This window comes from Ruegeria sp. BC1 (assembly GCF_056539305.1).
Window position 1 is genome coordinate 49,964 of record NZ_JBQFUT010000002.1, and the last position, 13,463, is coordinate 63,426.

Here is a 13,463-nt window from a genome sequence, read left to right on the forward strand (position 1 = left end):
TATGCATGTCAGTTAACAAGCGTCGCTGCCGCAGCTGCCGCTGCGCCTTCGACACCGAACTGATAGAACACACCAACCAACATCAACGCAGCCGATCCCATAAGAGCGACCCACAATACCGGAGAAGAGTGCGTTTCAATGGGGTCTTCGTTCTCCTCGCCGAAATACATGTAGAACACGATCCGCAGATAATAGAACGCACCGATTACAGACGAGATGGCAGAAACAATTACCAGACCGGTCAGGCCCGCGCCAACACCGGCCTGCCAGACACCGAACTTGGCAAAGAAACCCAGCATCGGTGGCACGCCCGCAAGCGAGAACATCAGGATCAGAACAGCCAGGGCCTTACCCGGGTCGCGCTTGGAATACTGACGAAGTGCATCGATATCGGTGACGGGTTTGCCGTCACGCTCCATCATCAGGATGAATGCGAAGGTGCCGATATTCATGGTCACATAAATCGCCAGATACATCAGCATCGCCTTGATGCCCATCTCTGTCCCCGCAGCCAGACCGATAAGCGCATACCCCATATGGGCAATCGAAGAAAACGCCATCAGTCGTTTGATGTCGCGCTGGCCAATGGCGGCCACAGCCCCCAGCAGCATCGACAGCACCGAGAGCAGAACGATCACCTGCTGCCAGTCTTTGACTACTCCGCCGAACGCGTCATGCAGCAACCGCGCGAACAAAGCCATGGCCGCCACTTTCGGCGCGGTGGCAAAGAAGGCGGTGATAGGCGTAGGCGATCCTTCGTACACATCCGGCGTCCACATGTGGAACGGAACCGCCGAGACCTTGAACGCCAGACCCGAGATCAGGAAGATCAGGCCGAACAGCAACCCGACCGAGACATCGCCGTGATGCACCGTCTGGATAATGCCCGAGAACAGCGTGGTACCAGTAAATCCATAAACCAGAGATGCACCATACAGCAGAAGGCCCGAGCTAAGCGCGCCCAACACGAAGTACTTCAGACCCGCTTCGGTCGATTTCGCACTGTCCCGGCGCAGCGCGGCGACGACGTATAGGGACAGCGACTGAAGCTCCAGCCCCATATACAAAGACATCAGGTCTCCGGCGCTGACCATCATCATCATGCCCACGGCGGCCAGAGCCACCAGCAATGGATACTCAAACCGCAACAGGCCTCGACGCGTCATGTATTCCTGGCTCATCACCAGCACCGCAGCCGCCGACAGCAGGATCGCGACCTTGGCAAAGCGCGAGAAACCGTCATCCACGAACATACCGTTGAACGCGATGTTGGTGCCGTCGCCATTGGTGGCGATCCAGAAGGACAACAGCGCCATCAGGCCCGCCGTCGTCCAGACCAGAACCGGCGCTAGTCCGTCTTTCGTCGTGTAGACAGCCCCGATCAAAGCGGCCATCGCATATACAGCCAGAACGATCTCCGGCAAGATGATTGTCAGATCAGCCTGGATCATGTCTCCAAAGCCTCCTTAATGCGATGCAGCCGTCTGGGTCGCAGCCTGAGCTGCGGCCAGAGCCGTGTCATAGTTCGAAATCAGCGCCGCAGTCGAGTTTCCGATCACATCGGTCACCAGCGACGGGTAAACGCCCAGCAGGATGGTCATCACGATCAGCGGCGCAAAGATCAACCGCTCGCGCGAGCTCATGTCAGTCATAGCCTTCAGGCTTTCCTTGATCAGGTCGCCAAACACCACGCGACGATACAGCCATAACGCATAAGCGGCCGAGAAGATCACGCCGGTCGCGGCCACAGCCGTCACCCAGGTATTGACTTGGAATGCCCCCATCAGCGTCAGGAATTCCCCGATGAACCCGCTGGTCCCCGGCAGACCGACATTGGCCATTGTGAACAGCATGAAGACCAGCGCGTAAGCAGGCATACGGATCACCAGACCGCCATAGGCTTCGATATCGCGCGTATGCATCCGGTCATAAATCACACCAACACACAGGAAGAGCGCAGCCGAGATAAACCCGTGGCTGAGCATCTGGAAAATCGCGCCATCAACGCCTTGCTGGTTCGCCGCGAAAATCCCCATGGTCACAAAACCCATATGCGCGACCGAGGAATAAGCGATCAGCTTTTTCATATCTTCTTGCACCAGCGCCACCAGCGAGGTGTAGACAACCGCGATGGCCGACATCCATAGAACCAGATCGGTCATCACCGCAGAACCCACCGGGAACATCGGCAAGCTGAACCGCAGGAAGCCATAGCCACCCATCTTCAGCAAAATCGCCGCCAGCACCACCGACCCGGCGGTCGGAGCTTGCACGTGTGCATCCGGCAACCAGGTGTGAACCGGCCACATCGGCATCTTCACCGCGAAAGACGCAAAGAACGCTAAGAACAACAGCGTCTGCATGCCACCAACGATGTGAACGCCTGCAATGCTAAAGGATTCATAGCTGAACTGGTGGGTCAGCAGGCTGTTGTCACATGCTCCGATACACGTGGTCTGCGCGTCCACATACATCGCCACCATGGCCACCAGCATCAGGACTGAGCCGAGGAAGGTATAAAGGAAGAATTTGAAGCTGGCGTAAATCCGGTCTTTGCCGCCCCAGATACCAATGATCAGGAACATTGGGATCAGACCGGCCTCGAAGAACAGGTAGAACAGCACCAAATCCAGCGCCATGAACACGCCCAGCATCAGCGTTTCCAGCAGCAAGAAGGCGATCATATATTCCTTGACCCGGTCCGTGACCTGCCAGCTGGCTAGAATGGTCAACGGCATGATGAACGTGGTCAGCAGAACGAACAGAACGCTGATCCCGTCCACACCCATACGGTAGTTCAGTCCCATCAGCCACTCGCTCTCTTCCACCATCTGGAAGCCGGTGTTTGACGGGTCGAAACCTGTGTAAATGCCGATCGAGACAAGGAACGTCACCGTGGTCGCAACCAACGCAACCCACTTGGCGTTACGCTGTGCCGCCGCGTCCTCACCATGCAGGAACAGGGCCAGAATGCCTGCCGCCACAGCGGGGATGAAGGTGACGATGGAGAGGATATTATCCATTAGTGTGCGCCTCCGCCGATCGACATCCAGGTGACCAGGGCCGCGATACCCAGGACCATCCAGAAGGCGTAAGTAAAGATGTAGCCCGTCTGCGCCTTGCCTGCGAGGCGGGTGAAGAACGGAACAACGCCCATGGCAACACCGTTCAGGAAGCCGTCGATGGTGTTACCATCGCCCCGCTTCCACAGGAACCGGCCAATTGCGATCGTGGGTTTGACGAAGACAGCATCGTAGATCTCGTCAAAGTACCACTTGTTCAGCAGGAACAGATACAGCGGCCGCTGGTTTGCAGCCAGACGCGCCGGCAGCGAAGTGTTCACGATGTAGAACCAGTAGGCCACGATAAAACCAAGGACCATCGCGACGAACGGCGACACCTTGACCCATTTCGGGGCCGCATGCGCATCGTCCAGAACATGATTGTCCGGTGCGATAAAGATGGCGCCCTCACCCGGCTTGCCAGCAAAGGCATAGTGATGGTCACCACCATGAGCATCCTTGTCGCCATGAGCAGCCTCTTCGCCGTGGCCTTCTTCCGCATGGCTGTCTGCCGCATGGCCATCATCTGCATGGGAGGTATCCGCATGAGCTTCCTCGCCATGCGCATCGGTCTGATCGTGATCATCCGCCTCTGCATGTTCCGAGGCTTCCGCGACAGGAATGCCATAGAATTTCCCGACCTTGTCCGCGTGGCCAAAGAAGTTGCTGTACCAAATCATCCCAGCAAAGACGGCGCCCAGCGACAACACGCCCAGCGGCACCAGCATGACCATGGGGCTTTCATGCGCATGATCATGCGTATGCTTGTCGCCGCGCGGTTCGCCATAGAAGGTCAGGAAGATCAGGCGCCAGCTATAGAACGAGGTGAACGCAGCCGCGATGACCAACAACCAGAAACCATAGCCCGAACCGCCGGCGTAAGCGCTCTCGATAATGGCATCTTTCGACAGGAACCCGGCAAACCCGATTGTAGTCAGCGGAATGCCCACACCGGTAATAGCCAGCGTACCGATCATCATCGCCCAGAACGTATAAGGGATTTTCTTCCGCAGGCCGCCGTATTCAGTCATTTCCTGCTCGTGATGCATGGCGTGAATTACGGAACCCGCGCCAAGGAATAGCAGCGCTTTGAAGAATGCGTGCGTGAACAGGTGGAACATCGCGGCGGAATACATGCCGACGCCGGCGGCAACAAACATATAGCCCAGCTGCGAACAGGTCGAATACGCGATAACGCGTTTAATATCCGTCTGCACCAGACCAACAGTCGCAGCAAAGAACGCGGTCGAGGCACCCAGCACGGTGATGAACCCAGTCGCGCCCGGCGCGAACTCCATCAGCGGTGACATGCGGCAGACCAGGAAAACACCCGCCGTCACCATGGTCGCGGCGTGGATCAGCGCCGACACAGGCGTCGGGCCTTCCATCGCGTCCGGCAACCAGGTGTGCAGGATTAACTGCGCCGATTTACCCATCGCGCCGATGAACAGAAGCACGCAGATCACTTCGATGGCGTTCCACTCACCCCAAAGGAAATGCAGCTGGGTTTCCGCCAGTTCGGGGGCCGAAGCGAATACGTCCGAAAAGTTGATGCTGTCGGTCAGGAAGAACAGCGCGAAGATCCCCAGCGCAAAACCAAAGTCGCCTACCCGGTTGACCACAAAGGCCTTGATTGCAGCAGCATTTGCGGACGGTTTGCGATAGTAGAACCCGATCAGCAGGTATGAGGCTACGCCCACGCCTTCCCAGCCAAAGAACATCTGCACGAGGTTATCCGCTGTCACCAGCGCCAACATGGCGAAGGTGAAGAACGACAGATAGGCAAAGAAGCGCGGCTTATAGCTTTCGCCCTCACGCCATTGAGGGTCGTGATCCATGTAGCCAAAGGAATACAGGTGCACGAGCGCCGAAACGGTCGTTACCACAATCAGCATGATTGCGGTCAGCCGGTCCAGCCGGATCGCCCATTCGGTCGATAACGACCCGCTTTCGATGAAGCGCAGAACCGGCACCGAATAGGACCCGCCAGGATAAGCCGAGGGATCAAAGCTGAAGAAGACCAGCCACGACAGAACACAGGCCAGAAACAGCAGGCCCGTGGCTGTCCACATGGCGGCTTTCTCACCAATGAACTTCCAGCCGAACCCGCAAAGGATAGCGCCCACCAGCGGGGCAAAGAGGATGGTGGTTTCCATGTTCTCTTACCCCTTCATCATATTGACGTCTTCAACCGCGATGGTGCCACGGTTGCGGAAGAAGCAGACCAGAATGGCCAGACCAATCGCCGCCTCAGCCGCCGCCACGGTCAGAACGAACAGCGTAAACACCTGCCCGACCAGATCGCCGAGGAAACTGGAAAACGCCACGAGGTTGATATTCACCGCCAACAGCATCAGTTCGATGCTCATCAGCAGGATGATGACGTTCTTGCGGTTCAGGAAGAGACCGAAGATGCCGATGACGAACAGCGTCGCCGCGACCGTAAGATAGTGTTCAAGTCCGATCATAGCTTCGCTCCTGGCGAGTCGGGGTAGTAGAGTTTGCAGCCGCAGGCGTAGTCGATGCGCTTGTGGTTTTTGGTTCGGGCAAAGAACTTCTTGATATCCGCCGTGAACGAATAGCGGTTTTCGGATGCAATCTGCTTCAGTTCGGCTACGGTTGTCTCTGTAGTCAGCCCGATTGGGCCTTTCGGTTTCTGTATCAGATCAATGGAACTAGGCACGTAACCGGCGATGTTGGTCGGCCAATGCTCTCCATCGATAACGATACCTTCTCCGCTAGTGCAGTTTTGAAAGAACAGGCTTTGTTTCGGGCTACAGCCGTCTCCGGTGTTCACACGCTGTCCGATACGACCATTGCCAATATCAACCACGGCTTCCCCAGAGAACGTTTCGAACTGCCCCCTGCCACCATTTGCAAAGCTGCAATCTGAATTCACCCGTTTCAGCTTATAGCCTTCATTTTGCGTTGCGCTTTCACAGGCCAACAGCGCCGCCGGAACCAGCGTGAGACAAGCCGTTACGGCTAAAGTTTTTGAAGTTCTGCCTCTCACAACCCCTGCCCCGGTTTCACGTCCTTCAGCTCCATCGCCTTGGCCGGGTCGCGCATCATCTGGCCGACGATGTCCTGACGCTTGATGTCCTTGCGGTGGCGCAACGTCAGCACGATAGCGCCAATCATCGCCACCAGCAGGATCAGGCCCGCCAGTTGGAACAGAAGGAAGTATTGATCATAAAGGATGACACCTAGCGCCTCGGTGTTGTGACGGTCTGCCGGAACCGGCTGCGCCAGATTGGCCTCAACGCCCTGCGCGCTGTCCCATGCCCCGAAAGCCATCACGAACTGCATCAGGATGACCAGACCGATCAACAAGGCCAGCGGCATATAGCGCGCCATCTCGGCCTTCAGCTCGGCAAAGTCCACATCCAGCATCATCACCACGAACAGGAACAGCACCGCGACCGCGCCCACATAGACGATGATCAGCAGCATCGCCACGAACTCAGCCCCCAGAAGAACGAAAAGCCCCGCCGCCGACAGGAAGGACAGGATCAGCCACAGCACCGAGTGCACGGGCTGGCGGCTGATCACCGTGAACAGCCCTCCGGTGATGGCGCTGATGGCAAACAGATAGAAGGCAAAGACGGTCATTGATCCTCATCCTCGTTATCGCCCATGACCTCTTGCGCCAGATCCAGAGCGCGGGTCATGGCCGGGATGCCGGCAAAGACCGACATCTGACCGATCGTTTCCACGATCTCTTGTTTTTTGGCGCCAGCCTCCAGTGCGTGACGCACAGTCTGGCGCACCGCCGCATCCGCCTGAGCACCCTGACAGGTCAGCCCCGCCAGCGTCAGCAGAAGGCGCGTCTTGGCATCCAGCCCGTCCTTGTTGACGGTGTTGCCGAACATCATCTCCATGACCTCTTTGGGCATGGTCGGCCACAATGCCTCGAACCCCTTGGGCGAGAAGTTTTCCATCGCCGGGTTCATCGCCTTGGCCATGTCCTGAGCCTGCTTCATCATCAGCTCAAACGGATTTTGGGGCGTGTCGTTCATCGGTACGGCGCGTCCATTTCCAGATTGCGGGCGATTTCGGCTTCCCAGCGTTCACCGTTATCCAGCAGTTTTTGCTTGTCGTAGAACAGCTCTTCACGGGTTTCCGTGGCGAATTCAAAGTTCGGGCCTTCGACAATGGCATCAACCGGGCAGGCTTCCTGACAGAAACCGCAATAGATGCACTTGGTCATGTCGATGTCATAACGCGTGGTGCGGCGGCTTCCGTCCTCACGCGGTTCGGCGTCGATGGTGATGGCCTGCGCCGGGCAAATCGCTTCGCACAATTTGCAGGCGATGCAGCGTTCCTCGCCATTCGGGTAACGACGCAGGGCGTGTTCCCCCCGGAACCGCGGGGACAGAGGGCCCTTTTCGTGCGGATAATTCACGGTAGCCTTGGGGGCGAAGAAATACTTCAGCCCCAGCTTCATGCCGACCCAGAAGTCCTGCAGAAGGAAATACTTGGCCGCGCGGGTATAGTCGATGTTTGCCATATCAGCCTCCTACGCTCCAACGGGCGAACGCGCCCCAGAACCAGTCGAATTTTGCCGCAAAGGCCACGAACACCACCCAGGCCAGCGAGAACGGCAGGAAGACTTTCCAGCCCAGACGCATCAACTGGTCATAGCGGTAGCGGGGCGTGATTGCCTTGACCATCGCGAATAGGAAGAAGAAGAACGCCATCTTGGCGACCATCCACAGCACGCCGTCGGGCAGACCCGGGATCGGTGATAGCCAGCCACCGAAGAACAGCAGCGTGGTCAGCGCGCACATTAGGAAGATAGCGATGTATTCGCCCGCCATGAACAGCAGGAAGGGCGTGGCCGAGTATTCCACCTGATAACCGGCAACCAGTTCGGATTCCGCTTCGGGCAGGTCAAACGGTGGGCGGTTGGTCTCGGCCAATGCCGAGATAAAGAACAAGAAGACCATCGGGAAATGCGGCAGCCAGTACCAGTTGAACAAGCCCAGATTGCCGTCTTGTGCGTGCACGATGGCCCCGAAATTCATTGATCCGGTCGAAATGATCACCCCGATGATGATCAGGCCGATGGACACTTCGTAGGAAATCATCTGCGCGGCAGACCGCAGCGAGCCTAGGAACGGGTACTTTGAGTTCGACGCCCAACCGCCCATGATCACGCCATAAACTTCAAGCGAGGAGACCGCGAAAACATAGAGGATGGCGACGTTGATATCCGATAGAACCCAGCCATCATTGAATGGAATGACCGCCCAGGCGATCATTGCCAGAACAAAGGACGTTAACGGTGCCAGGATGAACACAGTCCGATCCGCCCCGGCGGGAATGACCACTTCCTTAACCACATATTTCAGCGCGTCGGCTACCGATTGCAGCAGGCCATAAACGCCAACCACGTTGGGACCGCGGCGCATCTGGACCGCCGCCCAGATCTTGCGGTCGCCATAGACAAGGAACAACAGCGAGATCATCACAAACGCAACAACAGCAAGCACTTGCGCCAGAATGATGATGGCTATTCCGCCTGGGGTGTTAAAGAAATCAGCCATTGGTCCTCACACCGTGGGTATTCCGTTTTCCGCGAGCGCTGCAAAGGCCATGTGCCTGCGCAAACTGCGGCTGGGTCGGCGCGTTGCTGTAAACAGCATACGCTGCCAAAGCGCCACCCTTATTGTTGAGTTTCACGCGCTTTTCCGTGGCGTGCGCGCCACTTGGTGCAATGCGTGCATCACAGAGCGATATGAAACAAGTCTGGTTCATTCGGCCGCAATCTTCTCGGCCTTGCGCGCCTGCGCCTGAGCGGACAGTTCCGCCATCAATTGCGAAGCGCGTGCGATCGGGTTCGTCAGGTAGAAATCCTTAACCGCGTTGCGGAACGTGGCCTGCCCCAGCGCGCCGGCGTCCAGCGGTTGAACCTCGTTCTCGACCACTTCGTCAATACGGGCCAGATGCGGCACCGCCTCGATCAGCGCGGAGCGCAGTTGCGCCAGCGAGTCAAAGGGCAGCGTGGCCCCCAATTCGGCAGACAAAGCGCGCAGGATTGCCCAGTTTTCCTTGGCCTCACCCGGGGCAAACCCGGCACGCATGGCCAGCTGCGGACGGCCTTCGGTATTCACAAACAGACCGTTTTCTTCGGTATAGGCCGCACCCGGCAGGATCACGTCGGCACGATGCGCGCCCCGGTCACCGTGGCTGCCCTGATAGATCACAAAGGCACCTTCACCGATCTCGACCTCATCCCCGCCCAGGTTGTAGATCACGTCAGCGTCGCTGACAGCGTCCATTCCACGGTCATTTGTCGCGTCCACATCCATCGCACCGACGCGCGACGCGGCGGTATGCAAGACAATCAGCCCACTTTCGGTATTGGCAGCAACGGTTTGCGCAGCAGCCAATACCGCAGCGCCATCCGCCTCCTGCAATGCGCCCTGTCCCACAATGACCAGCGAGCGCTTGCCCTTAATCTCATCATCGCCGCCCATGTCCACGACTTTTTGCAGCGCCGAACGGTCGTCGCCCACGTGGTGATAGTCATAGGTCAGATCGATAGCCGGTCCGACCAAAGCCACCTCTGCCCCGTGTGCCCACGCCTTGCGGATACGCGCGTTCAGAACCGGAGCCTCATCACGCGGGTTGGTCCCGATCAGCAGGATGCGCTCGGCAGTGTCGATGTCTTCGACGGGGGCAGTCCCGGCATAGGCACCACGGTTGCCCGCAGGCAGTTTGGCCCCATCGGTTCGGCACTCAACAACGCCGCCCTGCCCTTCGATCATCTGCTTCAGCGCAAAGATCGCTTCGACGGGAGCCAGCTCACCGGCGATACCAGCAGGTTTCTCGGCACCTTTCAGCGCTTCGGCGGCTTTCGTCAGCGCCTCGGGCCAAGTGGCCGGGCGCAGTTTGCCGTTTTCGCGGATGTAAGGCTTGTCCAGACGCTGACGGCGCAGGCCGTCCCAGACAAAGCGGGTCTTGTCGCTGATCCACTCTTCATTCACCCCGTCATGGTTGCGCGGCAGGAAGCGCATCACTTCACGGCCCTTGGTATCCACGCGAATGTTCGAACCCAGAGCGTCCATCACGTCGATGCTCTCGGTCTTGGTCAACTCCCACGGACGGGCGGTAAAGGCATAGGGTTTCGACGTCAGCGCTCCAACCGGGCACAGGTCAATGATATTGCCTTGCATGTTGGAATCGAGCGTCTGGTTCAGGTACGAAGTGATTTCCGCATCCTCACCGCGCCCGGTCTGCCCCATCTGGGCAATTCCGGCCACCTCGGTGGTGAACCGCACACAACGAGTGCAGCTGATGCATCGGGTCATCGCGGTGCCGACCAGCGGGCCAAGATCCAGATCGTCAACCGCGCGTTTGGCTTCCTTAAAACGCGAGCCCGACATGCCATAGGCCATCGCCTGATCCTGCAGGTCGCATTCGCCGCCCTGATCGCAGATCGGGCAGTCCAGCGGGTGATTGATCAGCAGGAACTCCATCACCCCTTCGCGGGCCTTCTTGACCATGGGCGAATTTGTCTTAACCACCGGCGGCTGACCTTCAGGTCCGGGACGCAAATCACGCACCTGCATCGCGCAGGAGGCCGCAGGTTTCGGCGGACCGCCGACAACCTCAACCAGACACATCCGGCAGTTCCCGGCGATCGACAAACGCTCGTGATAACAGAAGCGCGGCACCTCGACCCCGGCTTGCTCACAAGCCTGAATCAGGGTCATCGCGCCATCGACTTCGATTTCCTGCCCGTCGATATTGATCTTGCGGAGGTCAGACATGGTCTAGTTCGCCCTCAAATACACGCCGATGGCGCTGTTTCTTTCGATCTCTGCCCGCCCAAGCGTGCAGAAGGAATTGGGATTTTCGTAAGAGACACCATGCTGGGACAGATATGCCTCGCCCTTGGCGCGCATCCGGTCCTTTTCGGCATCAGATTCCACGTACGAGCGGATTTCACTGTCCGAATACCCCAGTTTATTCGCTTTGGACCGCAGCCCCCACATCACACCGATCGCCTTCATTCGCCGCCCGCTGATCGACGGGCAATATTCCGAAATCTCGTTTGCGATGGCGATGTAGTAGAGTTCGTTGTCGATCTCTTTGACATCCCTCAAGGGTGGTTTCGCCTCAGCAACCGCAGGGACTGTCAGCACCGACAACAAAGCAAGCGTTTTCACACCAGACATCATCATTCCTTTCGTCTTGGGAAACCCAAGACGAGCGGCGGTCGGGGCGTTATGCAATAACATCCCGATTGCCCTGCCGTGATATGCGAAAACCCGCGTCATGGTCTCTGGCAGGTTCCGGCAAAAGTCAGTTTATCATCGCTGATGCGCAGATTCTGCGGCTCAGTATCTGGGCCAACCTTCCAGGCAATTTTCGACGAGCCGAAATTTGAGATGCAAAACTTAGTTCCCTCGTATCGCCCGGCTTCGCGCGCCCCGTCCAGAGAAGCGGACACCCCGTTCACAACCACGGTAAACTCGGCCGGGGCCTTTTTCTTGTCGACAGGCTTTGCCTTGGCGCGGAAGTACTGACCATCAAAAACCACGCGGTCAGCCGAAGGCTGTACGATGCCGCAGGCCGAGACAAAAACGGCTGCAGCCAACGCGCCCAAAAATGCGCTGCGCGTGCCCGCACGACGGAAACCGACGCTGAAGTTCTCTATGCGCAGTAACATTAGAAAGCTGCCACCAGCGCCATAAGGCCCATCACGAACATGCAGGCCCAACCGGCAACATAAAGAACCGATCGTAAACCGCTGTGGGGCTTGCCAATTCCACGAATATGGACAAGCAGCATCGCCAGTCGCGAGACCAACACAACCGATGCAAGCAGGTTCACCCAGAACGGACTGACACCCATCAGGATCGCGGCGATAACGACCGCAGCAAAGGCCGGCAACGTCTCGGTCCCATTCAGATAGGCCCGGTTCAGCCGATACGCCTTGTCGGAATAGTCCTGCTCGGGCGTCGCGCCCGGAGCCAACCCCTTACCTGCCTTAGCAAGTGCCGAAAATGGTGCCAGGAACAGGATAATCAGTGTGAAAACCATCAACGAGGCTATTGCGTGACCGTATTCTGCAAACACATCCATCAGATTTACTCCGCTGCCATCGCACCCATACGGCCCGATTTCTGAGCCTTGATGCGGTCTTCGATCTCTTCCCGGAAGTTGCGGATAAGGCCCTGGATCGGCCAGGCCGCAGCATCGCCAAGCGCGCAGATTGTGTGGCCTTCGACCTGCTTGGTCACATCGAACAGCATGTCGATCTCTTCCAATTCGGCCTCGCCCCGCACCAGCCGGTCCATCACACGCATCATCCATCCCGTGCCTTCGCGGCAGGGCGTGCACTGACCGCAGCTTTCATGCTTGTAGAACTTCGACAGGCGCCAGATGGCTTTGATGATGTCCGTGGACTTGTCCATCACGATCACAGCCGCCGTCCCCAGACCCGAGCCCAGATCGTTGCGCAGATGATCAAAGTCCATGATAGCATCGCGCATGTGCTCGCCCCGCACACACGGTACAGATGAGCCGCCGGGGATAACTGCCAACAGATTGTCCCAACCGCCGCGAATGCCGCCGCAATGGGTTTCAATGAGTTCCTCGAACCCGATCGACATCGCCTCTTCGACGACGCAGGGGTTGTTCACATGACCCGAAATCGCAAACAGTTTGGTACCAGCGTTGTTTTGGCGGCCAAAGCCCGCAAACCAATCCGCGCCACGGCGCAGGATGGTCGGTACAACTGCAATGGATTCTACGTTGTTCACCGTGGTCGGGCAGCCATAAAGACCCGCACCCGCCGGGAAAGGTGGCTTCATCCGCGGCATGCCCTTCTTGCCCTCAAGGCTTTCGATCAGAGCGGTTTCTTCCCCGCAGATATAGGCCCCTGCCCCATGATGCAGGAACAAATCAAAATCCCAACCCGACCCGGCTGCGTTCTTGCCCAGAAGGCCCGCTTCATACGCCTCGTCAATTGCGGCCTGCAGCGCTTCACGCTCGCGGATGTACTCACCGCGCAGGTAGATATAGCAGGTATGTGCGTTCATCGCGAAAGACGCGATCAGGCAGCCTTCGATCAGCGTATGCGGATCATGGCGCATGATCTCACGGTCCTTACAGGTGCCGGGTTCGGATTCATCCGCGTTTACCACCAAATAGGCCGGGCGACCATCGCTTTCCTTTGGCATGAACGACCATTTTAAACCGGTCGGGAACCCCGCGCCACCACGGCCACGCAGTCCCGAGTCCTTCATGGTTTGGATGATCCAGTCACGCCCCTTTTCGATCAGGCCAGCTGTGCCGTCCCAATGCCCGCGGGCTTGTGCGCCTTTCAGCGTACGCTCATGCATCCCGTAGATGTTGGTAAAGATCCGGTCCTGATCCTTCAGCATC

General features: G+C 57.9%; 14 protein-coding genes. All 14 read right to left on the reverse strand.

All coding sequences use genetic code 11. The features are described from left to right. Positions 1-8: 8 nt before the first annotated feature. Entirely contained in the window at positions 9-1,451 is a 1,443-nt protein-coding gene (nuoN, locus tag ACR0IY_RS05940; protein WP_480671258.1) for an NADH-quinone oxidoreductase subunit NuoN, read from the reverse strand. A gap of 15 nt (positions 1,452-1,466) precedes the next feature. Further along, complete coding sequence (locus ACR0IY_RS05945) at positions 1,467-3,023, reverse strand: NADH-quinone oxidoreductase subunit M (RefSeq protein WP_480671260.1); 1,557 nt, start codon at positions 3,021-3,023, stop codon at positions 1,467-1,469. After that, a complete protein-coding gene (gene nuoL, locus ACR0IY_RS05950) occupies positions 3,023-5,218 on the reverse strand; it encodes an NADH-quinone oxidoreductase subunit L (protein WP_480671262.1) in 2,196 nt (731 codons plus the stop codon). Before nuoL ends, ACR0IY_RS05945 begins: the two co-directional genes overlap by 1 nt. 6 nt (positions 5,219-5,224) lie before the next feature. Continuing rightward, a complete protein-coding gene (gene nuoK / locus ACR0IY_RS05955) occupies positions 5,225-5,530 on the reverse strand; it encodes an NADH-quinone oxidoreductase subunit NuoK (protein ID WP_005984024.1) in 306 nt (101 codons plus the stop codon). Then, positions 5,527-6,075 carry a hypothetical protein gene (locus ACR0IY_RS05960; RefSeq protein WP_480671264.1) on the reverse strand — a complete coding sequence of 183 codons (549 nt, stop codon included), beginning with the start codon at positions 6,073-6,075 and terminating at the stop codon, positions 5,527-5,529. The genes nuoK and ACR0IY_RS05960 overlap by 4 nt, the downstream gene beginning before the upstream one ends. Beyond that, a complete protein-coding gene (locus ACR0IY_RS05965; RefSeq protein WP_480671266.1) occupies positions 6,072-6,674 on the reverse strand; it encodes an NADH-quinone oxidoreductase subunit J in 603 nt (200 codons plus the stop codon). The genes ACR0IY_RS05960 and ACR0IY_RS05965 overlap by 4 nt, the downstream gene beginning before the upstream one ends. Beyond that, a complete protein-coding gene (locus ACR0IY_RS05970) occupies positions 6,671-7,081 on the reverse strand; it encodes a carboxymuconolactone decarboxylase family protein (RefSeq protein ID WP_480671268.1) in 411 nt (136 codons plus the stop codon). Before ACR0IY_RS05970 ends, ACR0IY_RS05965 begins: the two co-directional genes overlap by 4 nt. Then, entirely contained in the window at positions 7,078-7,572 is a 495-nt protein-coding gene (nuoI, locus tag ACR0IY_RS05975; protein WP_480671270.1) for an NADH-quinone oxidoreductase subunit NuoI, read from the reverse strand. The genes ACR0IY_RS05970 and nuoI overlap by 4 nt, the downstream gene beginning before the upstream one ends. 1 nt (position 7,573) lies before the next feature. After that, positions 7,574-8,611: an NADH-quinone oxidoreductase subunit NuoH gene (nuoH, locus tag ACR0IY_RS05980; protein ID WP_480671272.1), complete on the reverse strand. Its 1,038-nt coding sequence runs from the start codon at positions 8,609-8,611 to the stop codon at positions 7,574-7,576. 207 nt (positions 8,612-8,818) lie between these two features. Next, positions 8,819-10,840: an NADH-quinone oxidoreductase subunit NuoG gene (nuoG, locus tag ACR0IY_RS05985; protein WP_480671274.1), complete on the reverse strand. Its 2,022-nt coding sequence runs from the start codon at positions 10,838-10,840 to the stop codon at positions 8,819-8,821. 3 nt (positions 10,841-10,843) lie between these two features. Then, positions 10,844-11,311 carry a DUF5333 domain-containing protein gene (locus ACR0IY_RS05990; RefSeq protein WP_480671276.1) on the reverse strand — a complete coding sequence of 156 codons (468 nt, stop codon included), beginning with the start codon at positions 11,309-11,311 and terminating at the stop codon, positions 10,844-10,846. A gap of 35 nt (positions 11,312-11,346) precedes the next feature. After that, entirely contained in the window at positions 11,347-11,742 is a 396-nt protein-coding gene (locus ACR0IY_RS05995) for a hypothetical protein (protein WP_480671278.1), read from the reverse strand. Then, positions 11,742-12,158 carry an MAPEG family protein gene (locus ACR0IY_RS06000; protein WP_480671280.1) on the reverse strand — a complete coding sequence of 139 codons (417 nt, stop codon included), beginning with the start codon at positions 12,156-12,158 and terminating at the stop codon, positions 11,742-11,744. The genes ACR0IY_RS05995 and ACR0IY_RS06000 overlap by 1 nt, the downstream gene beginning before the upstream one ends. A gap of 5 nt (positions 12,159-12,163) precedes the next feature. Beyond that, complete coding sequence (nuoF, locus tag ACR0IY_RS06005) at positions 12,164-13,462, reverse strand: NADH-quinone oxidoreductase subunit NuoF (RefSeq protein WP_480671282.1); 1,299 nt, start codon at positions 13,460-13,462, stop codon at positions 12,164-12,166. Position 13,463 lies beyond the last annotated feature (1 nt).